Genomic DNA, 25,385 nt, shown 5'->3' with positions numbered 1-25,385 from the left:
GACGCGGAGTGACTGCGTCACTCCTGAGGGGGCTGCGCTGCTGCGCAGCGCCGGGCGGAGTGTGCCCGGTTGGCAGTCACCTGCGGTGACTGCGGGAGGGCCCGGGTTGCTTCGGGGCCCTGGGGCCGGCGGTGAGGCCGGCGGGCGGGTGGTGGGCTCCTGGCGGTCTGTCAGGGGCTTGATTTCCGCTGGTGAGAGGGTTTCTGACAGTGTGTGCGGTACGGGATCCGGGTGGCTGGTCCCTGCGGGACCCCCGGACTGCCGGTCGCGCTGCGCGCTCCCTCTCGCAACAGTATGCACACATCCCGAGGACGTGTCCACCCTCACCACACCCCCCGAGAGACCACTACACAACGTGGTGAAGGCCACCGCACCGCTGCCCCTAGTGGTCTAAACCAAAAACGCCAGCAGGAGAAGGGGGTACCCACGCCGGGATGCAATCCTTAAACTCCGCGACCCGAATACCAAAAACGAAACAGCACCAACCCGAAACCAAAACAGCACCAACCCGAAACCAAAAACGAAACACCTCCACACGGCCCAGTACAGAAACCCGAAAACCACCCCACCACCCCCGGAGGGCTATCAAATAAAAGCCTCCGCGAAATACCGAAAACGCAAAATGCGGATTCAGTAAATGAGCCTCCGGCAGGAATGCCGGAGGCTCATTGATGGGAATGTTGGCTGGCTTACTGGCGGGCGGCCCGCTCTGCTTTTGCTCGGCGCAGGGCACCCACCAGGGACCACGCCAGGTCCTCCGAGTCCAGGTCCTCGGCATCGACCTCGCTCAGGTAGTCCTCGATACCCTGGCGCAGGACGTTGGCCTTCTCGTCATCCGTCAGGGCGGTCAGTCTGCCCGACCCCGGGCGACCGTGAGGCCACGTGCCCGGGACAGGCCGGTGCAGCGGATCCCTCCTCCGGGGTGCCACTCCAGCACCGGCTCCACCCGGTCGCCGTGCTCGGCGCACCAGGAGACCGGGACCACGCCGCCGCAGTCGTGCCACGCACACACGCAGGCCTCGCCCGGACCCGCGTACGCGATCCCATGGCGGACCACGCCGCCTCCGCCGGTCCGCGAGGTGGTGCCGCGCAGGCCGGCGGGCCAGGCCAGCGTCAGGCGCAGGCCCCCCGACCCCGAGCGGAAGCGGTCGATCACCCGCACCACGCCCGGCACCGCCAGCGGGCCGGTACCGGGCGCGGTCAGCCGGTGCAGCGACGCCCCGAACTCCCCCGCCGCCAGGGCGGTGATCGCGTCGGCGTCGTCGTCGGTGGACCAGCCGGACAACGTGTCCTCGCCGTCGGCGTCGTCGGCCAGGGTGAGCCACGGGTCATCAAGGCGGAACCGGTGCGAGACACCCCCGCTCCCGACCCCGGCCAGCACGAGCGTGGCGATCGTCGGCCCGGTGGGGATCTCGATCTTGTCGTGGGCCAGGAGCCACGCCACGACCGCGCGGAAGTCGAACTGCGGATGCACGTCCGTGCCAGCCACCGGGTCGGGGAAGTCGGGGTGGCGGCGGCGCCAGGACGCCACCGCGGCCCGCCCGACCCCGGCGATCCGGGCCACTCCCGCCAACAACACCCGGTCCTCGCCCGGCACGAGCGGGGTAAGGGCGGCGAGCGGGGAGCGGCGGCCCGCCGCGGTGGTACGCACTGCCCGCCAGTCGACGGACGGGTGGACCACCTCCAGGAGCGCGACGGCCTGGGCGTCGTACAGAGGGACCGTCGTCACCCCACCCTGCCGCTTGTAGTCGACCTCCACCGTGCCGGCCGGGGCCAGCCACCCGAGCCGCACCACCTGATCAAAGTCGCAACGGCGCACGCCCAGGCGCACCGCGGCCTGGTCCGGGCCGAGGGGCACGTGCCGGTCGAGAACGGCGGGCAGGTCCCGCCGACGGGCGAGCGCGGCCACCTGGTCCGGATGGACGACGGGGAACTGCGGGTCCCCGCCGAGGTAGACCAGCAGGCCAGCACGGACGAGGTGGCCGACGGCCGAGGCGGTCACCCTCGGCCGCAGGATCGGGAGCGGCACCCCCAGGGCCTCCGTCAGCCGGTCCGCCGCCACCCCCGCTTCGATCGCCCGCAGCGCCGCCCGCACCGCCTCGGGGTCGGCGGCCTCCACCACCGCCCGCGACCACCGTCCCGCCCCGGCGTCCGCCGCTGGGACCAGCCCCGTGCCGGTCGCCCACCGCCACGCCGCCACCGGCACCCGCAGCCGGCTCGCCGCCTGCCCCTCGTCGAACACCTCACGCACCACGAAAACCACTCCCATCCACACCCAAACAGCCCGACTACCGGGTCGTGCCCGAAACATGCCGAAAGATCCTGTTTGCTGTCAATGGCCATAATTTCAGGGCAAGTTGGAGGCACCCCGCACAAGTCGCGTACGCGTACACGAGGCCCGGATTCACCCGTTCGGGGGACGCTTCCGACGGTTCGCCGTTCTGCCGTGACAGCGGCATGACGGCAACCCCGCGGCCGCCGCACCGGGCATCGAACGCCCTGCTGAAAGGCCCCGGCCGCGCCTCGTAGGGGCGGCCCCCACCGGGCACGATGGAGTTGGGGGCCGACAGATGCGGAAGGGACGACAAGTGCGCATCGAGGACGTGGAAGTCGGCGCGGCCTACATCGCGCGCATCCCCCAGCGGCTACCGCCGGAGTACCGGACCGGGCCAGGGGAATCGGTGGCGCGGTGGCAGGCGGACATGCAGCTCTACATGGCCCGCGGCCGGCGCATCACGGTCACCGTGACCGGGTACGGCGACGCCCCCGGCACCGTGACCGCCACCCGGGAACTCCCCGCCGGCCGCGTCACCCTGCGCCTCACCGGCGAACAGGCCGCAGGTCTCGGGCTCGCCGATGGCCAGGAGTACGAGATCACCGGCATCGTCACCGACCACACCGGCCGCATGATCACCTTCCCCGCCACCACCGAGCACACCATCCCCGCACGCTGGCTCCGCCCGCCCGGCGAGCAGCTGGAGGTCCACCCGGACTCCGAACGGTTCCACCGCGCCCTGATCTGCCGGAACGCCAACGGGATGACACCGCAGCAGATCGACCACGCCACCGGCGAGGCGCTGGAACAGGTCCACCACGTCCAGGGCCTCGCCCTGGACGACCCCGAACACGACTGGTCCGCCCTCGCCGCCGAGATCGACCACCGCGAATGGCTCAGGATCGCCGAACACGTCCGCTCCACCGGCCTGACCGCCTACGACCCCAGGACCGACCCCGACGCCGTGGAAGACCCGCCCCGAATCCAATTCGGCGGCAGCCCACCGCCCGACGAGACGTAGTCGGCCAGGGCCACGGGCCAGAATCCGCGAAAACAAGCGGGACTTCCCAAATTTGGGAAGTCCCTCTTCAACGATGGGCTTGGTGGTCAACTCGCAGCTCACCAGGGTGCAGATCCAGCGGTAGTTCACAGGAATAGGCAAACCCTCCCCCGTGGATGTGAACGCGGGAGGCGGGACGCCTGGCGGACCTGGTGGCAACTCCCTCGAAGGGTCCCTGCTGTCGGCAGGCTGGGGTGGGGCGCGGCGGCACGCTCACTCGTGATCTACATCACAGGATGAATGCGGGATTCAGGTCATATCGGACTGGCTTGCGTGTCTAACCCTGCCTGTGTTCCAGGCTCTACGGAAACGCTCACCGCTAACAAAAGCGCAGCTCAGAGCGGTTGCCGGGAGTCGCATATCCCCGTCGGGACGGGGTGTTGCGTGGCTAACCCTCTCAGGGCTCAGGGTCCGTGGTGTCGGACGGCTACCTGCTGTCCGACACCCACCCCGCGACACAAGCGGTGCGGATCCCAGAGGCTCCGCCCGCCCGAGTACCTGAGCCGAGGAGATCACCCCATGACCATCACCCAGCACGACCCCGTGGCCGCCCGCCCGCAGGCGGCCGCCCAGGAGCAGACCGGTGCGCAGGAGCTCGCGCGGCTGCGGCGCCAGCGGGATGTTCTCTTCCTGTTGCTGCTCCTGGGGATTGGCGCCGTGCTCGCGGGCGGTGCGGGCATCGTCGTGCGGCTGGCGCCGTCCTGGGCCGACCCGGCGCAGGTCGCGCTGGGCACGCTCGGCGTGTACGTCGCCGCGGTGGCGGTGCTGGTGCCTCATCTGCGGCGCCGTCGGTAGCGCCGCGCACAGGAAGGGGTCCCGGCCGGCGGAGGGGCGGCCGGGACCTGCGCACCGGGCCTGGATTCGTTCTGCTGGGAGTGCGGGTCCACACTGGCCGGATGACCGAGCGTCGTCCCTTGGGCTCCGGCCCCCGCCCCATATCCCAGGCTCCGGCCGCGCCGCGTGGCCGTCTCGCTGCCGAACTCGCCCGCGCCGCTGAGGTCCAGGCCCCCGGAACTGTGAGGTCGTCTGTCTCCCCCGCACGGCCGCCGGCTGTGGGTGGGCGTCGTCGGCTGGGGCCGGGAGCAGCGTCCACCGAAGAGTGAGCGGCTCCGCCTGCCCACGGCTTCAGGTGGCGGGAGTTCAGCGGCCGAGCCAGCCCCGCCAGCCGTCCGACCTGGTCTGCCGCTCCAGAGTCCCCTGTTGCTCTGTTTCTTCCTGTGTCTGGCGGGTCTGGTGGTCGGCGCGGGACTGGCAGATCCCGCACAGGCTGCCGGGCTCGGCTCCGTCACTCCACTCGTCGCCCGGTGGGTAGACCCGGCGGCCGCACTCCGGACACGGCCAGGCCGCAGCCTCACGACGTCGGCGCTCTTCCGCCTGCTCCTGCTGCCGGCGCTCGCGCGCGGCGTCCGCGGCCGCTCTGCGCTGCGTCTCCCGGACGGTGTAGGCGCGGTGGTCGTCGGGGTCGTCCAGGGCGTCGGTGAGGGTCTGGAGCTCCTGGTGGCCGTAGCGCCACCAGATGGGCCCGTGCGGGCCGTGCTGCTCGAGGCGGTCCAGGACGGTCACCACGACCGGGACGGTGCCCTGGTAGTCCCGGTAGCCGTCCCCCGGTGTGCCGTTCAGGGCGGTGTAGCCGGTGGTCCAGCGGCCCTGCCACGCCGGTTCCGACAGGCGCGCGACCTCCCTCATGCGGGTCTTCATCGCGGTCGCGCCCATCTTCTTCGTGAACACGATCGCCAGCGGCGGGTGCGGGAGCTCCCGGCTCGCCGGGGCGGTCCACACCGTGCGCCACAGCACCGTCTCGCGGCCGGCCTGGCTCACGGTGCGGGCGAAGAACCTCTGGTAGCGGTGGATCTTCTCTGCCAGGACCGCAGGTCCTTCGGTGCCGTTGTCGACTTCCACGAACAGCAGCGGCAGCCGGCCGCCCGGCAGCGCGAGCACCAGGTCCGCGCGGACGCTGCCCCGGCCGGGGGCGGCGAAGGAGCCGGTGACCGGGAGGCTGACCTCGGTCGACCAGGCGCCGATGGGGCCCAGCCCCGGCGGCCGTTCGTCCGGCGCAGCGGCCGGAGCGGGGACGGCGCCTTTGCGGAGCACGGGCGCGGTGGGCTCCGGCGGGGTCTGCAGCAACGCGGCCAGGGTGTCGGTCACCCGGCCGGCATGCTTCGCCCCCGAGGCCGCCGCTGCCTTCGCGGTGCCGCCCATCTCCCGCACCGGGCGGTCCAGGACCACCGCAGCCGCCTCCAGCCCGGACGGCGTGAGCGACCACAGCTTCTCCGTGATCCGCCGCCCGTCCTCCTCCACCCGCGATGTCCGGCCGGCGCTGAGGACCAGGCCCTCGGCCTCGAGGTCCTTCGCCCCGCCACGCACCGTTCCGGCGTCCGCGGTGCCCGGACACATCAACGCCCGGATCTGGGACGCCGTGGCAATCTTCACCACGCCCAGCGCCTCCAGCACCTGGGTACGGGTCTTCGCCGTCGACCCGTACCGGCGTGCCGCCGTCCCCGCCATCAGCCCTCCCCCTGCCCGCATACCAACCTCAACGACTCTGCACAGGATCATGGATAAGAGAGGCGTCGAGGCTGGCTATTTCCTTCAGAACACGGTGTGAGCTGCTGAAACTCGGTCCTCAGGCCGGAGGTTCACCACAGGGGGAAGACAAGGGAGAGTTACAGGGACGCATCCAGGTGCCGGGAGGGTGGGCAAGCCTGGCTTGCCCACCGCAGGCCTGGCTTGCCGACGATGCCTCCTCCGCACGTCACGCAGGCCTCAGCAGCCCACTCAGCCACTGTCCGCCCCTCGTCGGCCAAAGGGGGCCAGCCGGGGCCCGCAGGCCTCCAGCGGGCCGCCCAGGGGCTAGAACGGCGCCTTCTCGGGCTGCTGGTGACTTCCCGTCGGCCATGCGCCGACGGGAACAGCGCGAGCAGCCAGGTCGGCAGCCTGGGCCTCCTCCCGGCGCTTGAGCCTCCAGGCGGTCATGTGGCTGCGGACAGCGTCGTCCAGGGCGGTACCGCGCAGGCCTTCCCGCAGCAGGGCAGCACGCACGGTTTCCTCCTCCACGGTGTAGCGGCCGCGCCGGGAGGCTCCGGCACGGTCCCGAGGGCCCGGAATCTCCGCCGCGGGGGCAGCAACGATCAGCTCCGGGTGTTCAGCGGCCAGCTCTTCCCGCAGCCGGGCGGTCTCCTCGGCCTCGGCAGCACGGGCTGCCCGCAGCCGGTCGAACGCCTCGTTCGCGGCCACGGCCTCGTCGTAGACGGCCTCGATCTCAACCTCACGCTTCAGGGCAGCCTCGGCCCGCTGCTGCTCCAGCTGCTCCCGGTGCTGTGTATCGAGCCGGGCGACCTCAGCGCTCTGAATGCGCTCGTGGGCCCGGTACCGGCACTGCCGGCACCATGCCCCGGTGTCGAGGAGAACGCCCGTCTCGCAGTTGGGCAGCTCGCATGCCTGCTCGAAGAGAATCTCCGCCAGGTAGCCGGCGGGCCGCAGGATCCTGTCCGAACCCTGATAGCCCTTGGACGCGCGCAGCGGTCCCTGGGCCCGGTGCCACTTCCCCAGGAGGCGTGTCGCGGCGTGCTCGGGCGTGCGCGGGTACATGTCGAACGGGGTGGGCGTGGCACTGGGGTTGTGCCCGAGGAACTCGCGGACGGCCCTGCGCAGAATGCTGATCCGGGCTGCGGGCGCGTCCAGGACTCCGAGTCCGTCCAGCAGTACGTAGACCTCCTCCTCACCCGCCACGGGCCGCAGCTCGCTGATCTTCTGCGGCGCCTTCCGCCCGTGCCGCTGATCCCCCTTGCCACCCTTCTCCTGGTTCGCGGCGGAGCCGCCCGCAGCGGCCGGAGTTTCCTCGTCCGCGCCCGCACGCGCACCCGCACGCGCGAAACCACCCGCACCTTGGCCTCCGGCCGAACCACAGGGTTTTTCCGGCTCTAGAACAGGGCTATGGACAGGGCTATAGACATTGGGCAGCACCGGTGCTGCCACCCTGGCAGCACCGGTGCTGCCACCCCTGGCAGCACCGGTGCTGCCACCCCCCTGCGGCTGAGGAGCTTCCGGCCCGGCAGTTTCGGATGCGGCTGCTGTGCCATCCGCATCGGGAGTGCGGGCTGTCTCGGAGGCGGCAGACGCTTCTTGCGCGGTCCGCTCGGCGCGCAGCTTCTTCGTGCTGACGCCCTTGGCCACGCCGCCCTTGCGCACCTGACCGGCTGCCCGCTTCGCCGCGCGCCGCTCCTCGATGAGCTCCTTCGCCACATCGGCTGCCAGGACCCCGGGCGGCAGAGGGTCGACCCACTCCCCGTGACCGGCGTACATCAGCGCCGCATCGTGGAGCTCGTACACGTTGGCGTCGTTCAGGTCGGGATTGTCAGGGTCGGTCCGCGCGTGGACGGTCCACAGGCCGGCCACCTCGCCCTCGAAGAGGGTGCGGTCCAGAGTCGACGGGGAGCAGCCGAGCTGGCGGGCGAGCTCCTGCCGGTAGGGCTTGCCGCGCTGGGTGTCGCGGGTGTGCGTGTCGACGTACGACACGAGGATCGCGTAGAGGGTCCGACAGTTCGTGGAGTACCGGGGATCGCACACCCACCGGTTGCACGACTGGCCGAACGGCAGGTTGCCCCCGCGCCGTACCTCGGGGTAGAGGCTCACCGAGCACCCCCCGCAAAGATCATGAGGGCGCGGGTCCAGCCAGCGGGCCGGAGCTCGATTGATGCGTAAACGTGCAGGTCAAGCACGGGAATGATCTCCCCTTTTAGGGGAGCCGCGGACGGCAGTGTGACCAGACAAGGGCCCAGGATGGTGGCCTCTGGATGTCAGGCCGCCTATTCTGGGTATCGGTGACCACGCGGGCCATGGGCCCACGGGCATCACCCCCGGCGAGGTCACCTCTCCGGACACGACTCGGGCTGTGGTAGGTAGCGAGTCGAACTGAAGTGAGGCCGTTCCTGTTGGCGCAGGGACGGCCTCTTCAGTTTTTAGGGCGTTGCGGTCGAAGCGACGACGTCGGGGTGCTGCTGGGCGAGGCCGTGGAGCAGACGGCTGTACGCGAGCCGCTTTTCGCCGTTGCGGGGTTCGACACTGCCCGCTTCCCAACGCAGGATCTGCAGCGGCCGGACACCGATCGCGCTTGCCACCTGCCGCTGAGACAGACCGGCCGCACGTCGAAGCGGAGCCCGAAGGGCAGGAGGCAGCAGTGGTGCATGCTCGTCGAGCAGGGCATTCACGGCGGACACAGGGTCATGAGCGGTCGTCATTCGCACCTCCAACATCAAGAGAAGTGAAAGATATCGCGTAGTTGCCGTTCGGCAACCCACAACGCAACTGGCGTGTCGCCTTGCCCGGAGACGTCTGAGGGCCGATCACCCCGACGTGAGGGGCAGGTTGTCGTAGCTGAGTTGCAGCCGGTCGGCAGGGGCGACGGCTCGCATGACTTCCAGGGGGCGGCCCTGTGCGTCGCGGGTGAGTCGTTCCACGGTGATTACCCAGACGCGTCCACCGATCCGGAGCTGGGTGGCTTCATCTTCGGTAGGCACCCGGGCGCCGACGGTCTCGCTGGCGCTGGCGGGTTGGTGGCCTGCCTCTGTCAGTGCGCCGTAGATCCCGCCGTCGATCTTTCCGTCCTGGTCGAGGCCTGCTGCTTCGGCGATGACTGAGGGGTACCAAGCCTGCTGGAGTTGGACGACGTCATTGGGGAGTAGGACAGCCTGGCGTACGCGATAGACCAGCTCATCGCCTTCGGCGAGCCCTAGAAGTCCGGCCAGGCTGGCGTCTGCGTGGACACGTTCCACGGAGACGAACTGCATGTGACCCTCAAGGCCTGCAGCTGCCGTGGCGGATTCCCACGGACCTGCGGGTCCGCCCGGCCTGAGCACCTGCCCATACCTGCTCAACGGCAGGGCGATTGAGCTGGTGGAGCGGACGATGGTGCCAGCTCGCTTTGACGAGAAGACCAGCCCATCGTCGGCCAGAGACGCGATTGCCTTGGTCACCGTCGCCTTCGAAACGCCATGCTCGGCCATGAGCTGCGCGTTTGTGGGCAACCTGACGCCCACTGGGTACTCCCCCACCGCGATACGCCGGCGCAGCTCTGCGGAGAGGTCTCCAGAACTGGTCATGTGCCTGCACCTCCTGTGTTCACGCCACACCTTATCGCCTAGGCGTTATTGACAACAGCCAAACGGGCGGGCATCCTCATTAATGCCTAGGCAATAACGAAGGTTGTTTCAGTCTAGGCGTGGTGCCCGCCTGCAAACGCAGGTGCCCGGCCGGTGAGGACACACCGGCCGGGCGGCGGGCACGAGGTTGCAGCCTCGTGCCCGCTGTCGGGTGGTCCGCTGTGAGAGGACGCCGACATGGCGATGGTGTCAGACGCATTCCGCAGGTGGCGGGTGCAGAGGTGTGTGCGCGGTGTTGTGGTGCGTACCCGGACGGTTCTGCCGTACCGGTGCTGCACCACGGCGATGACCGTTCCCACCCCCACGGTGCCGGAGGCGCCGGGCCTGGGTGGGGACGAGCTGCGGGTGCGTGCGAGCCTGCGGGCACTGGGAGTAGAGCTGTGAGCGCCGTGCGCGGGGTGCCCCCGCTGCCGACGGGTTGGGCCGCAGCACGTCCGGCCGACTGGCTGGACCGGTTGTGGGCGTACGAGGACCTGGCCCCCGCTCCGGCGGTGCGCCGGGAGCGGTCGGGCAGTGCCGCCTGTGTGGGCGTGGACCCGAATGTGTTCTACCCGGAGCCGTGGGAGCTGACGGCGGGCGCGGCTGTGCCTTCGGAGGCGGAGCGGACGGCACTGGCCCACTGCGATGGCTGCCCGGTCCTGGCCCGGTGCCTGAGCGAGGACCTGACCACGTCCTCCACCCCGTCGAAAGTGATCGGGGTGCGCGGGGGAATGCGGCAGGCGGACCGGCGGGCGCTGCACGTGAAGTTGTTCGGCAAGCGGCTGCGGAACGGGGTGCAGCGGTGAGGGCGCGTTCTGCCACTACTCCGGCCGCGAAGGAGCCGGGCACGCCGTCGCCGTCTGAGGCTGACCTGCCAGGGCCCGAGGTGAGTGCCACGACCACGGCTCGTGCTCGGCTCCGCCGCGCGCGCCGGGTCACGGCCGTTCCGGCCGCCGGGTCGGGGACGGCCCCGGGGAAGGCCGCGAAGGGGGCGAGTCTGCGGAAGGCGACGTGGGCCGCGCTGCGCGGTCAGACCACCTGGACCCAACTGGCCGGTGAGGTCCGCAGCGCAGCTGGGGAGGCGGTTCCGAACCGTCGCCTGCGGTGGGCCGCGTACAACGCCTCGGCCGCAGCGGTCGGCCACGGCATCCTCAGCTTCACCACCGGCGACCCGTGGGCCGGAGCGGCCCTCCTCGCCGAGGCGATGACGTCCCTGGTGAACGTGACGGTGTTCGGCGTGACGATCGGCGCCGCGTACGTCGGCTGGCATGCCGTCAAGCTCGTCTGTCTCCACCGGCTCCCCGGCTTGTTCGGACTCCTCGCCCGCCCGGCGGGGATGATCGGCGCCGCCTTCTGGGGCCAGGGGACCGGAGAGCTGATCCGTACCGGCCTCGCCGAACTCGCCCCCTGGCCCGTCATCCTCGCCCCCCTGCTGATCGCGGGTGGTGCTGGGTACGGCCTGTTCCTCCTGGAGCGCCGCATCACCCGCAAGCCCCGCCCCGCGCCGGTCCGGTGGCTGGCTCGGGTCCCCCTCGCCACGCTCGTCGTCTCCTCCCTCCTCTACGCCCCTGGAGCCATGCTGTGAACTCCATCGCCCTCGCCACCGACGTCGTTATGGCGGCCGGTCCCGTCCTCGGAGGGGTCGGCACCAGTGGCCTCGCCTTCACCAACGGCGTGGTGCTCCTGGCCGGCCTGCGCGGCTCGAAGCGCGTGAAGTTGGACAGGGACCGCTCGGGCGGCCTCGGCATCGCCCTGGGCATCCTTTCCGCCACCGCCAACACGGCGCTGTCCCAGCTGACCAACGCGGCGGCAGAGCTGCCGAAGAGCCTGATCCAGGGCGGGACGTTCGGGGACATCGGCCTCGGCGGGACGGCCCTCGGCCTGACCGCGATCATCTTCCTGTTCGAGTGGAAGCGGCTGTGGATCCCCGCCTTCCTCGGCATCGGGGCCGGGGTCATCTACTCCGAGGCGGGCGGCATCTGGGGCATCGTGCACAACGCCCTGCTGCTCGGTGCTCAGGCAGTGGGCGCGCTGTGAGCGGGGTCCAGGGAATCGGCTCCGTGCTGGCAGCGCTCGTGTCCGGGTCGCTCGTCCTCGGCGGGCGGATCTGTACGTGCGTCGCGACGGCCGGCAGCCGGATGTGGGAGACCGCCTGCACCGACCCGGCCGCCACGGCGGAGCGCCAGGAGGCGGCGAACGAGGCGGCGCGGAAGCGGGCGGCGGCGAAGGCGAAGGCGGCGGCCGCCCGGCGCCGCAAGCGTGCCGACGACGGGGAGGACGAAGACGATGACGACGACGGGGAGCTGACGGCGGAGCAGCTGGCCGCCATCACCGCGCCGCCGGTCGTCATGGTCCGCAGGGACAAGGGCGACGCGCTCGCGGTCCTCGGGCTGGGCGGCCTCCTCGGCGCGGCCGGGGTGTACGCCGGGGCGCAGACCGCAGGTCCGATGATCGCTGATCTGGTCGGCGGGAACGGCTCGATGATCGTTTGCGGGGGAGCGCTGGTGTGGGCGGTCGCCGCGTGGATGGTCTCCCCTCCCCCGGAGGCGGCCGGAGCCGAGGACCCCGAGGACGGGTTCGGGGAGTCCGAGGACGGGTTCGGGGAGTCCGAGGAGGAGGACGACGTCGAGGAGGGCCAGGAGGCCGCTCCCCCGGCGGCCCATCCGGGCGCCGCGTTGCTGTGGCACGTGATCAGGGATCTGTCTGACGCGGAGTTCAGCAAAAGGGCGGGGGTCCACCTGGACGTTCTGCTGGACAGCGCGGTCGCCTCGGGGCTCCTTCCCCAGGACACCGAGCAGACCAAGTTCCGGCAGTGGCTGGAGGCCGCGGGGATCCCCACGGTGGAGAAGCTCGGGATGCGGATCGAGGGCAAGCCGGTGACCCGCGCGGGGGCCAGGGTGGACGCGTTCGTCGCGGCCCACGGGTACAGCCCCACGGCCCTGCTCCAGAACACCCCGGCCGCCGGCACCCGGACCCCCGCGGGGGACCCCGTCCCGGCCCGGGGGGAGGCCCCTCTCGGCACCCCCGCCGGGGCCCGCGTCCCGGCCCCGGGGGAGGCCCCCGCCAGCACCCCCGCCGCGGCCCCTGTCCCGGCCCGCCGGGAGACCCCCGCAGCGGCCTTCCTCACCCTCATCCCCGGGGGTCTGTCGGCCCCCGCTCCGGCCCCTTCCCAGACCCCTTCCCCGGCCCCCTTCCAGGAGGGGGTCCAGGAAGGCCGATAGACGGCCCTATCACCGCGCTGACCTGCGGTTCTATCGGTCGCCCTAACGGCCCCTTACGGGAGGTCTATCGGCCTCCTGACACCCCAGAACGCCCGTCCCCGAGAGGGGTTCGGGACACGCAAAAGCCCGCCCCGGGCCACCTACCAAGTAACCCCGGGACGGGCGAATCCACCAGAAGATGGAGACGCCATCATGGCATTCCGCAAGACGATCAGCCAGGCCGAGTTGGGCGCGGGCCAGAGCGACGCGAACCGGCAGCAGCACGGCCGCTCCTACTCGGCCGAGACCGGCGGCTGGACCGAGAAGACCACGGACCGGCCCACGGCCGGCACCGGCACCACCGACCAGGACTCCTCGGGCGCCCGGAAGTGGTGGAAGTGATGGCGCGCCACACGGCGCCGGTCTGCCACGGCCGGAAGATGCGCTACGACTCCAAGACCAGGCAGTACGTGTGCCGTACGTGCGGCAGCTGGACCGTCCGCCTGCTGACCGCTGTCCTCGGGGGTGCCCGATGAACGCCCAGCAGCAGGCACAGGCCCAGGCCGCCGCGGAAGCGGCTGCGGCAGCCGCCCGCGCCGAGGCCATGCGGCAGCAGGCCGAGGCCGAACTCCGCCGCCACGGACAGGCCATGTCCGGCCTCAATTCGCACTCCTGACCGACCCACCACTCCCGCCACGGAAGGCACCCCGGCACGATGGGGCAGCGCCACCGGGGCCATTGCGGCCCGGGCGGGTACCGTTTCGGCGCCCGCCCGGTCACCACCAGCGGTTTCGACAGAGGAGAGAGATGACCACAACGATCGAGTCGGGAACGGTCCCCGCACAGGGGACCGCCCCGGCACCCGCAGCACCGGTTCCGGTACCGGGCCGCGCCGTTGCAGCGGCCGCAGACCCCATTGCGGCGACCGCGCACCGGGTTGCGGCGACCCTCGGCCCCCGTTCGGCGGACGGCCTGGCGGGCTGGCTCGACGAGCGGGACGGCACCGCCACCGGTACGGCGGCCGAAGCGGACGAGGGAGCTCCGCAGGGCAGCAGCCGACTCCGCTGGTGGCTCGGCGCCGTGTTCCTGGTCGGCGGCATCGCCCTCGGTGCCGTCGGCTTCTACCTCTCCTTCGGCAACCTCTCCAGTGCCGCGCACCAGCGGTTCGGATTCGACGACGGCGCGGACAGCACGCTGTTCGCGATCGGGGTGGACGTCACCATCCTGATCTGCCTCGTCGGCGACCTGCTGTTCGCCACCCGCGGCCGCTCCTACTGGGTCCTGCTCCCCATCGCGCACCTGTTCACCGCGCTGACCATCGTCCTGAACGCCATCGCGCACGGCTCGGTCGTCCAGCACTGGGACAAGGCGCTCAGCCACGCCTTCATGCCGGTCATCTTCGTGGTCCTGGTGGGCGCCGGCCGCCACTACCTCGTGACCGAGGCCGCCCTGAAACTCGGCGTCGGACGCGACCCGATCCCCTGGCACCGGTGGGTGCTGAACCCGGTCGACACCTACCGCGCCTTCCGCACGGTGAAGCGGTGGGGGATGGCCTACAGCCAGGTGCGGCGTCAGCGCCGCGAGCTGGCCATCTACGAGGTGTGGCTCGCCCACCGCGAGGAGATCGTGAAGGGCCTGAAGAAGGACGACGTGGGCGTACTCGACCGCCTTCCGGTGCTCCTGGCCCCGCACGGCGTGACCGTCGAGCAGGCCCGCGCCCTCCCGGCCCGGATGCTGCGGGCCGAGCAGCAGCGCCGCCAGCAGGCGGAGCGCGAGGAGCGCGAGCTGAAGGCCGAGGCCGACCGCCACGACCGGGAGCTGAAGCACGCCGAGCGGATGTCCGCGACCAGGGCCGAGGCCGAGGCCCTGGACGCCGAGGGCGAGCTGGCCCAGCTGAAGGCGCGGGTCGCCGGCGCGGAGAAGGTGGCCGAGGCCGAGGCCCAGGGCGCCACCGCGGCCGCCGAACTGAAGGCCCAGCGCACCCTCGCGGCGGTGCAGCGGGCGGCGACCGCGGAGGAGCGCCGCGCCGCCGACGAGGCGGCCGCCGAAGAGTCCGAGCGCGCCGCCGCAGCGAGGCTCCGGGCCGCCGAAGCCGACCGGCTGGCCGCCGCAGAGGCCGCCACGGCCGCCGAACTGCGTGACGAAGAAGTGAGGAAGGCGGCGGCCGAGGCGGCCGAGGCGCAGCGCGCGGAGGCGCTGAACCTTCGTGCGGCGCAGGACCGACTCGCCGCTGCCGAAGCCGACCGCCTGGCCGCCGAACAGACACGGGTCGCCGCCGAAGAGCGACGCCTGGCCGCCGAAAACACGGAACTGGCCGCCGCAGCACGGGCCCGGGCCGCGCAGAACGAGGCACTCGCCGACATGTCCATGGTGCAGCTCAAAACCCGCGTCGTCGCCCGGCTCCTGCTCGTCAACCCGCAGATTGACGGTGCCGAGATCGCCGCGGCCCTTGGTGGGGCGTCCCCGTCCACAGCCAGCACCTACAGGAAGTCGGCCGAGGAGCTGATCGGCCGCGGCTACAACCCCGAGGCCGGGTTCGACCCGGACATCTCCCAGTAGGGAGAGGGGCAGGCACGACATAGAGCGGGGCCCGCGGCGCTGGAATCGCCGCGGGCCCCGCCCCGTGGTTCTACCGTACGACCCAACATGAGGCGCTGCGAACAGGCACTTTGAGCCTGCGTGACTGCCCCGACACTCTGGCTGGGGCCTATGCGTCAGCCCTGGGCGAGGGCCTGACGGACCAGGCCTGCGAAGCTGGAGTAGGTTCTGTCGTTTTCGAGTTCGCCCAGCAGCCCGGTCACCGCAGCAGCCTGGATTGCAGGCGCCCAACGGGCCTGCAGGTTCATCATTGCTGGCGCGCTCTCCGCATAGACCGTCTCGTAGACGCCGTGGTTGCAGATCACCACCATGAATTCCGGGTCGGCGTCCAGACCCCCGTTGCGGCGGTAGATCTCCAGCCACAGCGGGGTGAGGTCCCTCTCGGACAGCGTGCCCCACTCCGAGTATCCGGCCTTTTTGCCCGCTTCATCAGGGTCGTTGAGGTGCTCGAACCGGGCGAGCGGATCTGACTCGAGCTCGATCCACTGGTCGGAGGTGGTCAGCATGAAGGGGTTCTTCTTCGTCATGACCCCTACGGTGCAGCATCGGCGAGACCGGGGACCCGCTTTCCGGGAACACCCCGGTTCCGTGCGATGGTGCGCTGACGGCACCGCCGGGATATCGAGGTGCGAGGTCCGGCACGAGTCCCGCATGCGGGACAGATCGTTCGAATGAAATAGAACGGCGAGTCCCGCATGCGGGACTCGCCGTTCCAGGAAAACCGAACAGGGTGGTGGGTCCTAGACGTCCGGCAGGTTGTCGACCACCACCGTCAGGTGGTCCCGCAGCCGGACCGCGAGGCGCTTCGCTTCCGCAGGGTCCGCCTCGGCGGCTGCGGCGTACGCGGCCGCCAACCCGTCCGTTTTGCCCGCGAAAGCCTCGGCGGTGGCCACATACGCCGCGAACGCCGCAACCGGCGTCGGCTGCGCCCTGGCGGCCGCCTCGGCGGTGGCCTGCTGCACCGCGAGTGCGTGGATGCGCTCCCGACGCTCCTCGGCGTTCAGGTCTTCCACGGCCCTGCGGGGAAACTGCTTGACGATGCCGGTGATGGTCTTCTGGCTGACCTTGTCGCGGCCGGTCGCCTCGGCCACCGTCCGGTACGCCTCGGCGGCAGCGTCCTCTCCGTAGTCCTCGCGGATGGGTGTCAGGCTCTCTGCCGCGCGCTGGCTGATCACGTAGGCCCGCACGTTGTCCGAGTCCCGCATGCGGGACAGATTGTTCGATTCGAGTTCGAGGCGCGGGGGCTCGGCGAGAAGCGCAGCGATGCGAGCCCCGGCGATCTGCCGGTAGGCGTTCGACGTCGACATGTCCGCCACATCCCGGATGAACGCCTCGGCGGTGTCGTAGTCCCGCCGCCACAGCCGGCCCCGCAGAGAGATGTCCAGCGCGCCTGCCGCGACGAACCACGCGTCCTTGTACTGGGCGAAAGAGCGCTGGCACAGCTCCCAGGTCTGCTCTTCCTCGGCGGTGAGCGGCCCGTGAGCGTCGGGCGCGTCCACCGCGGCCGGCAGCTGCTCGAACCGGATCATCGGCTGCGGCCGGCCCTGGGCAACGTCGTCCTCGGTCAGGGTCGCCACGGCGCTCCCTGATGCTTCCTGTTCCTGCTGCCTGCGGAGCTTCCGGAGTGCCCGCAGTTCCTCGGGGGTGGGGCTCTTGCTCACTTGCTGATCAGCCCCCGCTGCTCCATCTCCGTGACCAGCTCGTCGAAGTGGGAGCCAGCCGCGTGGATGGGCAGGCCCTCGCCGGTGTTCGCGTACCTCTGGACGGACGGGATCATCGTCGTGAACACGTTCCAGCCCTCATCCACCAGGCCCTTGCGGATACCCTCCGGCGACGTCCGGGTGCCTGGCTGCACGCGGACCAGGAGCACCCACACCGGAGGCGGAGGGACGTTGTCGGCACGCTTGCGCCACGACAGTTCCAGGAAGCCGTCCATCGGCAGTTCTTCCATGCGCTCGACGTCCCCGTTGGTCGCGGCGCACACCACGATCGTCAGGTCCGCGACCCGCAGCACCGAGTACCCGATACCGGCGTGGTTCTCCAGGTGACCGCAGTCGACCGCGCCGACGTGGCCGTCCGGGAGTTCGCCCGGTGCCTCTTCGTGGAACCGGGTGTCCGCGAGACGCGTCACGTCGAAGTCCTGGTCCGACGCCTGCCACCACCGGTAGAGCTGCTTCGACTCGTCTGCGTCGAACCCCTTGACGTTGTACCCGCGCGCGTGGAGGGCATGGAGCAGCCACCAGATGACGGTGGTCTTTCCAGTGGATCGGGGCGAGACAGCAGCAATGAACATGACCGCACGATACTGCCCGCCCTCGCGTGTGCAGCCCTCCAGCGTCACTTGCCGAAGCGACAGCTCCACTTCCTTGAATCGGGGAAGTGGAGCGGAGCCATCGCGGAAGGCTCTCCCGGCCGGTTCGCCAGGACCCCAACTCCCCCCGTGCGGGGACTCGGTGCTGTGATGTCGCTGTCAGTGCCGTCCGGGAGCATCCCGGAGTGGACTATGACCAGCCCGCTGCGGTCTATCGGCTGTACGACGCGGACGAGGCACTTCTGTACATCGGCCTGACCTGCAATCCAGCGTCCCGCTGGAAGGACCACTGCAAGCAAATGCTGTGGTGGCCTGAGGTCACCCACAAGCACCTCACCTGGTACGACACGCGGCGAGAGGCATGGGCGGCCGAAGGCGCAGCGATCCGGGAAGAGGGCGCCCGCTACAACAAGAGCTCGTGGCCGAACATGGCGTCGAACCTGCCTCCCGGCGTACCGCCTCAGCCGCACGGAGCGCGCACCGCCTACCAATACCGCGAGACCCGGATCGGTTACCGCATGCGCTGGTATCACTGGCGGCTCACGCTTCAGGGCGTCCTGACGCGTAGAGAAGAGGTCGATGACGGCTGACCTATGAGGATGGCAGCACCAGCGGCAGCGAAAGTACCAGTGGATCAGAGAGCGATACAGCGTTTGTTACACCTTAGATGCAGCAAACGCTGCTCTCCATTGGCAGACTGTTACTATTGCTGCATGAATCGGAGTGAGGCGATCCGGCGGCTCGGCGCGATTGCCGCTGACCAGTGGGGTCTGGTCACAGCGCGGCAGGCCCAGGCAGCTGGGATCTCCCGCGTGGACCTCGCCCGCCTGATTGACGCGGAACTGCTTCTGCGTGCAGTCCACGGGGTCTACCAGGTGGCCGGCGGGGCACCGGCCACCCACCTCGACATCAAGGCAGCCTGGCTCCGCCTCGACCCGGGCGTCCCGGCCTGGGAGCGCACACTCACCGGAGACCGGGCCGCTGTCGTCTCGCACGCGTCCGCCTGCCAGCTCTACGACATCGGCGACATTCCCGCCGACCACGTCGAGATCTCCGTCCCCAGACGGAGGACCACACGCGAGCCCGGCGTCACCCTCCACAAAGCCGAGATCGAAGCCGCCGACGTCACCCTCGTCGACGGCCTGCCCACGACCACCGTGGACCGAACCATCTGCGACCTCCTGCGCGCCCGCGCCGACGGCGGCCACATCGGCCGAGTCCTCGCCGACGCCGACCAGCGAGGCCTGACAGACACCCGCGTACTCGCGGACCGGGTCCAGCCCCATGCGCGCGCCTACGGCCTCCCCAAGAACGCATCCGGATCCGACCTGCTCAACTTCCTCGCCGAACAAGCCGGCTTCACACTGAGGGACGAGCAGCTCACCACTGCGGGAGCGCGCGCCGCCATCAATTCCGCGATTCAGGAAGCAGTCATTGCTCATGGGACGGCGTCCCCCGGCCGGGCGGCCATGTACGAAGCCGCGCGTGCAGCTGGGAGCCGCCGCTATGAGGTTGGCGATCAATCAGTAGCTCATGTACTGGCCAATGCCCCGGGCGAACGGGTGCGAAGGGCGCTGGAGAACATCGCGCGCCAGAGTCCTGGACAGGCGTATCAGGAGGCACTCAGGTCGGTCGGGGCGCTTTCGCGGCTGGAGACGACCGTGCTGGCCCAGTGGATCGCCGAAGATCCCGCGCGGATCGCCGCCGCCAGGATCACGGAACTGATGAACAACATCGCCCCCGCCGCCCATATCGCGGCCCTCTCGGAGACCACGGCACGGGTTGCGCAAGTGGTCTCCGAGCGCCCCGCGCAGATCGTCGGCGAAAGGATCGCGGAAATGTTGCACAGCACCGCCCTTGCCGAACAGCTGAAGGAACTGGCCTTCCCCCTGCCCGACATCGACTTCCCCGTCCTCGAACCGGGCGACGGGGACGCCCAGGAGCCCACGCCGTCCGACGGGCCCGAGTGAGCCGTAGACCTCGCCGATACCCTGGGATGCCTGAACCGGGACCGGGGGAGTCGAGATCAGTACCAACGGCAAGACCTACACCACGCCTGCCAGCTTCGAGAAGGCTCTGAAGGAGCACGCCAAACAGGTCGTGAAGCAGGACGGCGGAACCGTCGCGGCGCTGATGCGCGGCTTCTTCTTCCAGCGTCTGACCGCCCGGGTCTTCACCGCGGAGCCCACCGGCTGGCTACTGAAAGGCGGTCAGGCCCTCCTTGTCCGCTACCCGTCCTTCGCCCGCCTCAGCAAGGACATCGACCTCCAGCGCCTGCACGGAACGACCGAGGAAGCCCTGGACGCCCTCCTGGCCGGCGCCGCCGTCGACCTTCATGACCACCTGCGGTTCGTGCCACGGCGGATGGAGCTGCAGGGCACCAACGGCGACGGCATCAACCAGGCCTTCGACGTCTACATCGGACCCCGCAAAGTGGACTCGGTCCATGTGGACCTGGTCACCGGCAAGAACGTTACGGCCAACCCCGCGGACTTCCAGCTCATGCCCCGCCCCGACCTGCCCTGGCCCACCGACTGGCCGCAGGTGCGTCTCTACCCCGTCGTCGACCACCTCGCGGACAAGATCTGCGCCATGTACGAGTGGCGCGGCACCACGCCCTCCAGCCGCTTCCGAGATCTCGCCGACATCCTCCTCATCAGCCAGAACGAGACCATCGCCGCGGCGGAGGCCCACCACGCCCTGCACAGCGAGGCAGCGCACCGCACCGCCCACGCCAGCTACACCGAGCTGCGCCTGCCGTCCGAATTTCAGATGCCCGCCCCGACATGGCGTGCTGGCTACGCCAAGGCGGCCGTGGACGTGGCCGGCCTGACCGGTTGCAGGACGTGGGAGGAGGCGGCCGCGGCCGCCCACACCTTCGTCACCCCGCTCCTGGGAAGCGTCTTCGCCGGTACCTGGCATCCGGACAAAGCGGAGTGGGTCCGCGGCTGACATCCGCACGGCTGCCGCCCGTCCCTGACAGGACTGCCCCTTCGATTCCCTGGCTGTGTACGCGAGTAATCACGGAGCTGTCCCGCCCTCCATGTCTGACACGGGACCATGAAGCACCGCTGAACGAGGCGACCAGGGCAGCAACTGCTGCCGTCTGCGAGAGGTAAAGAGCACAGGGTGATTTGATCTACTTCATGACCCAGGGCGCCTTTCTCACATCTGCTCTTTGGGGGCCTGTGGGCCTCGTCGTTGGCGTGCTTTTCACTATCGTCATGGGGTGGTGGTTCTGGCGGGCAAGGACTCACCTTTACTACAGCATGTCGCTTGCAACACCGTTGCTGAATGTCTCGCCAGCTGTCCGGGAGCGTCTTGTCCTGCCTGTGGGTGAGGTCCCGCTCGATCATCCGCATCACGTCGAGGTGGAACTGATCTCGCGGGGGCCACGCGACATCGCCCCGGGTGACTTCCATGGGGCACTCACATTCGATATCGGGGCGGTCGTCATCGACATGATCGGGGAACCTCGTGTCGTGCCCACGAGCGCTCAAATCCCCCGCGTCAGCCACTCTGGCAGCACGATCAGTGTTCAGCCGTGCCTGATCAAAAGCCGTGAACGGATTTCGGTTTCGCTGCTTGTTGACGGAGCCCATCCTCATCTGACGTCCACGTCTGCCCACCTGGCCAATGTCGACCCAAAGAGCTTCACCGGGGAGGTGCCTCCCATTGGCCCCTGGCGTAAAGCCACTAGATGGGCAGGCGGCGCTGCCCTCGTATACAACCTGCTGATCGGCCCAGTGGTTGCAAGTTTTGTACCTGGTGCTTCAGAGAAGGATTCGCCACTCCTGCAGGTGGGCGTTGCATTGATCTGGACTTGGCTCTTCCTGGCAGTGTTTACCGCCCTTCTCAAGCGCGTATTCGGGCGGTTCTGAAGCCCCCAATCGAACATTTAGGTGACGCTCCGCGACCGCTCCTCAAGATCTGGGCCAGAACCCCGTTCTCATGTTCACAGCCACTTCCCGGAAGCAGGGAAGCGGAGAGGCAGCAGAGGCAGCACAGTGAAGAGCCGTCTCCCCGCCGGGGAGACGGCTCCTGCCCTGGGCATGCGGCTGCTACTTGTCTGACTCCTTGGGCTTGCGCTGGGAGTGGGCGGCGATGCCTCCGGAGACGTTGTTCGGGGTTTTCTGGGTGCCGACGCTGCTGGACCCGCCCCGGGCGTGCCCGCGGTCTCCGTGAGCGCTGATGCCGCGCATGACGCCTGCGGATGCGGATGCCGGGCCGGTGATCGCGCGGGCCGCGCCGCCGGTCGCCTTTGCCGCGGTGCGGGCCACCTTCACGGCGTCGCCGAGGGCCGGCACCTTCCACACCAGGTAGACGGAGACACCGAGCGCGAGGAGCGTGATGGCCAGCCCGGTGACGACCTTGTTCGTGTCGGGGCTGGTCTGGAGGGCTGCGGCGAGACCGATGACGATCACGATGATCGGTTCGACCGCGATGAGCGCGAACATGACCCCGGCCCAGCGGCGGGTGTGGCCCCACCAGTCCCGGTCGACCAGGCCCGCGTAGACGACCACGGAGAACAGGGCTCCGACGTACAGGGCGAGGGCACGGATGATCAGGAGCAGCCACAGGGCCCCGCACAGGGCGATGGTGGCGACGGAGACGAGGAGCAGGATCAGCGGACCGCCGCCGACCTTCCCGGCCTCCAGGTCTGCGCCGAGGCTGTCGAACAGTCCGTTCGGGTTGCTGCCGAGGGCGCTGACGAGGACGTCGGTCACCGCGGAGGCGGCGCCGATCACGGTGTAGAGGATGAGCGGGGTGAACGCGGAGGCGGCCACCGCGATCCACAGCAGTCCGATCGCCTCCGAGAACGCGGTCGTCATCGGTACACCCCGGATCGCGCGTTTGGCGACGGCGAGCAGCCAGAGCACCAGGACGAGGATGGTGGAGGCGGCGAACACGACCGCGTACTGCTGGAGGAAGCCGGTGTTGGTCAGGTCGACGGCGTCGCGGTTTCCGACCACCTTGCCGAGCTGCTGCGCCGTCCAGTGGGCCGCCTTGGCGGTGGAGTGGGCGAGGGCGGTCAGCGGGTCGAGTTCGCCCATCGGGTCGGCGGGGGTGACGACGCCGCCGGCGCCCGTGCCGCCGCCACCGGTGCCGGGCTTGCAGACCCCTGCCACGGGTCCCGTGATGTTGTCGCACGGGTCGCTGGGCTCGAACAGCATCAGCAGGCCCCCGCGGGGTGGGTGTTGGTCATCGGGTTCCCCCTCGTCGGATGGTCACGGTCAGTGCAGGGTGCGGCGGGCGGTGCGCAGGTGGGTGGTGGCGGTGACGGCGGCCTGCCCGGCCAGGTGGAGGGCGGCCGCGCTCTGCCGGGACGTCGGCGCCCGGGGGTCGAGGGCGGCGGACATCTGCTGGAGGGCGGCGGCCATCGCGTCGGCCAGGCGCAGCAGATCCTCGGCGGCCTGGCGGACCTGGTGCGGGTGGCTCCACTCGGCGCGGCCGCCGCGGACGTCGTGGGTGAGGCGGGCCATCGAGTCGGCGGCGACGCGGACGTAGTTAGCCGGATTGTGGGTCATCAGCCCTCCAGGCCGGGGGGTCGGATTGATGCGTCTGATGCGTCATCGCAGGTCACTACGTAAGTCTGATGCGTTGGGAGCTGACGCATCGACGCATCGCGAAAACTGCCCGCGACGCATCCGGCCACGTCGCCGACGCATCCTGACGCAACGCTGGCACATCGCCGGCGCATCACGACAGGGCGCCTTGGATGTCCGCGAGCCGGTATCCCGTGGGCTGGTTGGGCAGGGTCGTGACCCGCACGGACTTCACGGTCAGCCCGGCTGCCTTCAGGTGGGCCTGGATGGTCCTGCCGATCATCAGCGGCCGGTTCTTCTTGCCCTCCCACTTCGCCCAGGTTGCGGGGTCCACGGTGACCAGGTAGTCCCCGAGCTGCGAGATGGTCAGCATTTCCGGATCACTGTGCGTAGCAAACGCGGCCAGCAGGAGCGCGACGATCGGCGGGGGAGGGTTCGCCGCGGCAGGTGCGGTGTTGCCGGTGGAGGGCCAGGACAAGACGGGCAGTCCGGCCCGGGTGCGCTCCTGGGCGATGGACAGCGCGGTGCCCGCGTCGAGGTGGCTGACGTACCGCAGGACCGGTTCCCTGTGGCGTGGGGTGACGCAGTAGTAGCGGCCGGCATCGGCGGGTTCCCACTCGCCGGGGGAGGGCACCAGCAGGTGGGGGAGCCAGCCCCGGGAGATGGCGTCGTCCCGGCCGACGGCCAGGGGCACATCCGCCTTGCGGCACGACATCAGGATGCGGATGCCGAGCGCGTCCCCGATCGCGTCTCCCATCGCGTCCTCGGTGGAGTCCGTCGTGCAGATCACCAGTGTCACGCGGGATTTGCGGCCGACCTGCAGCAGCTTGACCGCCAGCTGCTTACCGCGTTTGGTCAGCGCGGGGTACTCGTCCACGAACCCGATGACGGCCGGGGAGTCGGCCGTGACGGGCATGTTGTCCTCGGTGGGGCCCAGGGCTGCGATGCGGGCGTTCGCGAGGTCCAGGAGGTACTGCAGTTCCTGCTCGGCATCGTGGGGGTTGCGGGCACTGCGCACGGCGCAGCCGGCGAGGGGACCCAGCCCCCGGCCCTTGGGGTCGATGTCGACGGCGACGGCGTCGTAGCAGGCGGTGGTGTACTCGGCCATGGCCCGGACCATCGAGGACTTGCCGCCGCCGGTCCGGGCGACGATCAGGGCGCTCTGGCCGGCGAGCACGATGGGGGTGTGCTCGCCGTCGAGGGAGACACCGATGGAGAACGGGTCGGTGATCGAGCAGGACTTCGGGGTGCGGACCGGGTAGGCGGGCGGTTCGGCGAACGGGTCCCGGGTGAGGACCTGGAGGTTCATCAGGGCCGCGTCGTGCGGGTCGGCGGCGCGCGCCAGGACCTGTGACTCGCCCACCCGGAGCGTGGTCGCCAGAGGCTTCAGCACGCTCATGAGCTGACCGCTGGTGCCGGACTCCAGCACCAGTGGAACCTTCCACCCGTAGGCCGTCTCCTGCGGCACGAGGACCTCGGCGACCTTCGCGCCTTCCTTGCGCAGCGCGAGGCGGACCGCCTCGCGGGCCTGCCGCGGATCGCGGCCGGCGTCCCGGATCGGGAACGGCTGCGGCTCCGGCTCGGCGGCCAGCTCCGTGTGCGCGGGCGCGGTCGGCGGGATGAACAGCAGCTTCGGCACGGGCGGGCGGCGCGGTGTGAGGCTGCCGCCCGCCGACCATGCGGCGACGGCGAATACGGCGGCCGCCAGGAGGGTGACGGCCAGGCCGGCCGTCACCGAGGCCCACCACAGGCCCGCCCAGGCCGTGGCCAGCGCGAGGAGCCAGCCGGCTGCAGCCCAGTGGCGGCGGGCGCGGACCTGGCCGCGGCCGATGTGCAGCATGGAAGGGGTGATCTCCTGGTGCCGGAACTCCTGCTGCCCGATGCGCATCTGGAGGCTGGCCCACTGCATCATCTTGTACGAGACCGCCGGTGAGGCACCCCCGCCGCCGTATCCGCCGTACCCGTACCGGCCCTGGCGCTGACGCTGGCGTTGCAGGTTCATCTGCATCATCTGCGCCTGCCGCTGGTGCTTCTGCTGCTCCTTGAGCAGGCCGATGTTCTGCTGCACCTCGGCCTTGTGACGCTGCTGGAACCGCATCCAGGTCCGGTACTGGTCATTGAGGACGTAGTGCGCGACGTGGGTGTCGCTCCAGTCCTCGGCGCGCCACCAGCGCCCCCACTCCGCCCGCAGGTGCGCCGCACCCGCTCCCAGACGGCCCCCGCCCGTGCCTGCTCCTCTTCCCACAGCCGTTCGCCCC

The 25,385-nt window shown here is 70.2% G+C and carries 25 protein-coding genes; 14 read left to right on the top strand and 11 right to left on the bottom strand.

Annotation, left to right across the window (positions count from 1 at the left end; translation table 11 throughout):
• Positions 1–847: 847 nt before the first annotated feature.
• Positions 848–2,254: a hypothetical protein gene (locus tag ACXNSR_RS39085; RefSeq protein WP_458643610.1), complete on the bottom strand. Its 1,407-nt coding sequence runs from the start codon at positions 2,252–2,254 to the stop codon at positions 848–850.
• Positions 2,255–2,588: 334 nt separating this feature from the next.
• On the opposite strand from ACXNSR_RS39085, the gene ACXNSR_RS39080 reads away from it, so the two are divergent.
• Together ACXNSR_RS39080 and ACXNSR_RS39075 are read left to right on the top strand one after the other, a co-directional pair.
• Entirely contained in the window at positions 2,589–3,296 is a 708-nt protein-coding gene (locus tag ACXNSR_RS39080; RefSeq protein WP_458643609.1) for a hypothetical protein, read from the top strand.
• Positions 3,297–3,854: 558 nt separating this feature from the next.
• A complete protein-coding gene (locus ACXNSR_RS39075) occupies positions 3,855–4,130 on the top strand; it encodes a hypothetical protein (protein WP_458643608.1) in 276 nt (91 codons plus the stop codon).
• Positions 4,131–4,475: 345 nt separating this feature from the next.
• Here the strand turns inward: ACXNSR_RS39075 and ACXNSR_RS39070 are convergent, their stop codons facing one another.
• The 4 genes from ACXNSR_RS39070 to ACXNSR_RS39055 form a co-directional block, all read right to left on the bottom strand.
• On the bottom strand, positions 4,476–5,840 hold the full coding sequence (locus ACXNSR_RS39070) for a replication-relaxation family protein (RefSeq protein WP_458643607.1): 1,365 nt from the start codon (positions 5,838–5,840) through the stop codon (positions 4,476–4,478).
• 345 nt (positions 5,841–6,185) lie between these two features.
• Positions 6,186–7,850: a hypothetical protein gene (locus ACXNSR_RS39065; protein WP_458643606.1), complete on the bottom strand. Its 1,665-nt coding sequence runs from the start codon at positions 7,848–7,850 to the stop codon at positions 6,186–6,188.
• A 443-nt stretch (positions 7,851–8,293) separates the two neighbouring features.
• The gene (locus tag ACXNSR_RS39060; RefSeq protein ID WP_458643605.1) at positions 8,294–8,572 is read right to left on the bottom strand and encodes a helix-turn-helix domain-containing protein; all 279 of its coding nucleotides are present in this window, start codon (positions 8,570–8,572) and stop codon (positions 8,294–8,296) included.
• A 105-nt stretch (positions 8,573–8,677) separates the two neighbouring features.
• On the bottom strand, positions 8,678–9,433 hold the full coding sequence (locus tag ACXNSR_RS39055) for a GntR family transcriptional regulator (protein WP_458643604.1): 756 nt from the start codon (positions 9,431–9,433) through the stop codon (positions 8,678–8,680).
• A 440-nt stretch (positions 9,434–9,873) separates the two neighbouring features.
• Here ACXNSR_RS39055 and ACXNSR_RS39050 point away from each other — a divergent pair, with 440 nt between their 5' ends.
• The 8 genes from ACXNSR_RS39050 (at position 9,874) to ACXNSR_RS39015 (ending at position 15,231) form a co-directional block, all read left to right on the top strand.
• On the top strand, positions 9,874–10,278 hold the full coding sequence (locus tag ACXNSR_RS39050; protein WP_458643603.1) for a WhiB family transcriptional regulator: 405 nt from the start codon (positions 9,874–9,876) through the stop codon (positions 10,276–10,278).
• A gap of 80 nt (positions 10,279–10,358) precedes the next feature.
• Positions 10,359–11,057 carry a hypothetical protein gene (locus ACXNSR_RS39045; RefSeq protein ID WP_458643602.1) on the top strand — a complete coding sequence of 233 codons (699 nt, stop codon included), beginning with the start codon at positions 10,359–10,361 and terminating at the stop codon, positions 11,055–11,057.
• Entirely contained in the window at positions 11,054–11,509 is a 456-nt protein-coding gene (locus ACXNSR_RS39040; RefSeq protein ID WP_458643601.1) for a hypothetical protein, read from the top strand. Before ACXNSR_RS39045 ends, ACXNSR_RS39040 begins: the two co-directional genes overlap by 4 nt.
• A gap of 23 nt (positions 11,510–11,532) precedes the next feature.
• On the top strand, positions 11,533–12,693 hold the full coding sequence (locus ACXNSR_RS39035; RefSeq protein WP_458643600.1) for a hypothetical protein: 1,161 nt from the start codon (positions 11,533–11,535) through the stop codon (positions 12,691–12,693).
• A 192-nt stretch (positions 12,694–12,885) separates the two neighbouring features.
• The gene (locus ACXNSR_RS39030) at positions 12,886–13,074 is read left to right on the top strand and encodes a hypothetical protein (RefSeq protein WP_458643599.1); all 189 of its coding nucleotides are present in this window, start codon (positions 12,886–12,888) and stop codon (positions 13,072–13,074) included.
• Positions 13,074–13,208 carry a hypothetical protein gene (locus ACXNSR_RS39025; RefSeq protein ID WP_458643598.1) on the top strand — a complete coding sequence of 45 codons (135 nt, stop codon included), beginning with the start codon at positions 13,074–13,076 and terminating at the stop codon, positions 13,206–13,208. The genes ACXNSR_RS39030 and ACXNSR_RS39025 overlap by 1 nt, the downstream gene beginning before the upstream one ends.
• A complete protein-coding gene (locus ACXNSR_RS39020) occupies positions 13,205–13,348 on the top strand; it encodes a hypothetical protein (RefSeq protein WP_458643597.1) in 144 nt (47 codons plus the stop codon). The genes ACXNSR_RS39025 and ACXNSR_RS39020 overlap by 4 nt, the downstream gene beginning before the upstream one ends.
• A gap of 131 nt (positions 13,349–13,479) precedes the next feature.
• On the top strand, positions 13,480–15,231 hold the full coding sequence (locus ACXNSR_RS39015; protein ID WP_458643596.1) for a DUF2637 domain-containing protein: 1,752 nt from the start codon (positions 13,480–13,482) through the stop codon (positions 15,229–15,231).
• A 155-nt stretch (positions 15,232–15,386) separates the two neighbouring features.
• Here the strand turns inward: ACXNSR_RS39015 and ACXNSR_RS39010 are convergent, their stop codons facing one another.
• The 3 genes from ACXNSR_RS39010 to ACXNSR_RS39000 form a co-directional block, all read right to left on the bottom strand.
• Positions 15,387–15,797, bottom strand: coding sequence for a hypothetical protein (locus tag ACXNSR_RS39010; protein ID WP_458643595.1), 411 nt, complete (start codon positions 15,795–15,797; stop codon positions 15,387–15,389).
• 213 nt (positions 15,798–16,010) lie between these two features.
• The gene (locus ACXNSR_RS39005; protein ID WP_458643594.1) at positions 16,011–16,847 is read right to left on the bottom strand and encodes a hypothetical protein; all 837 of its coding nucleotides are present in this window, start codon (positions 16,845–16,847) and stop codon (positions 16,011–16,013) included.
• An 80-nt stretch (positions 16,848–16,927) separates the two neighbouring features.
• Positions 16,928–17,563 carry a ParA family protein gene (locus ACXNSR_RS39000; RefSeq protein WP_458643593.1) on the bottom strand — a complete coding sequence of 212 codons (636 nt, stop codon included), beginning with the start codon at positions 17,561–17,563 and terminating at the stop codon, positions 16,928–16,930.
• Between the two features lie 203 nt (positions 17,564–17,766).
• Here ACXNSR_RS39000 and ACXNSR_RS38995 point away from each other — a divergent pair, with 203 nt between their 5' ends.
• The 4 genes from ACXNSR_RS38995 to ACXNSR_RS38980 all read left to right on the top strand — a co-directional run bounded on the left by ACXNSR_RS38995 (position 17,767) and on the right by ACXNSR_RS38980 (position 21,462).
• Positions 17,767–18,171, top strand: coding sequence for a GIY-YIG nuclease family protein (locus ACXNSR_RS38995; protein ID WP_458643592.1), 405 nt, complete (start codon positions 17,767–17,769; stop codon positions 18,169–18,171).
• A 123-nt stretch (positions 18,172–18,294) separates the two neighbouring features.
• Positions 18,295–19,551 carry a type IV toxin-antitoxin system AbiEi family antitoxin domain-containing protein gene (locus ACXNSR_RS38990; RefSeq protein ID WP_458643591.1) on the top strand — a complete coding sequence of 419 codons (1,257 nt, stop codon included), beginning with the start codon at positions 18,295–18,297 and terminating at the stop codon, positions 19,549–19,551.
• Positions 19,552–19,681: 130 nt separating this feature from the next.
• Positions 19,682–20,533 (top strand): nucleotidyl transferase AbiEii/AbiGii toxin family protein, encoded by an 852-nt coding sequence (locus ACXNSR_RS38985; RefSeq protein WP_458643590.1) that lies wholly within the window; start codon positions 19,682–19,684, stop codon positions 20,531–20,533.
• 194 nt (positions 20,534–20,727) lie between these two features.
• A complete protein-coding gene (locus tag ACXNSR_RS38980; protein WP_458643589.1) occupies positions 20,728–21,462 on the top strand; it encodes a hypothetical protein in 735 nt (244 codons plus the stop codon).
• A 180-nt stretch (positions 21,463–21,642) separates the two neighbouring features.
• On the opposite strand, the gene ACXNSR_RS38975 is transcribed toward ACXNSR_RS38980, so the two are convergent.
• The 3 genes from ACXNSR_RS38975 to ACXNSR_RS38965 form a co-directional block, all read right to left on the bottom strand.
• Positions 21,643–22,755, bottom strand: coding sequence for a hypothetical protein (locus ACXNSR_RS38975; RefSeq protein ID WP_458643588.1), 1,113 nt, complete (start codon positions 22,753–22,755; stop codon positions 21,643–21,645).
• Positions 22,756–22,815: 60 nt separating this feature from the next.
• Positions 22,816–23,109 carry a hypothetical protein gene (locus tag ACXNSR_RS38970; protein WP_458643587.1) on the bottom strand — a complete coding sequence of 98 codons (294 nt, stop codon included), beginning with the start codon at positions 23,107–23,109 and terminating at the stop codon, positions 22,816–22,818.
• Positions 23,110–23,281: 172 nt separating this feature from the next.
• Positions 23,282–25,372: an ATP-binding protein gene (locus ACXNSR_RS38965; protein WP_458643633.1), complete on the bottom strand. Its 2,091-nt coding sequence runs from the start codon at positions 25,370–25,372 to the stop codon at positions 23,282–23,284.
• Between the last annotated feature and the right edge of the window lie 13 nt (positions 25,373–25,385).

The organism is Streptomyces sp. NC-S4, from assembly GCF_054353315.1.
The sequence above is the reverse complement of the archived record's forward strand: the minus strand, read 5'-3'. Positions and strand labels throughout refer to the sequence as shown.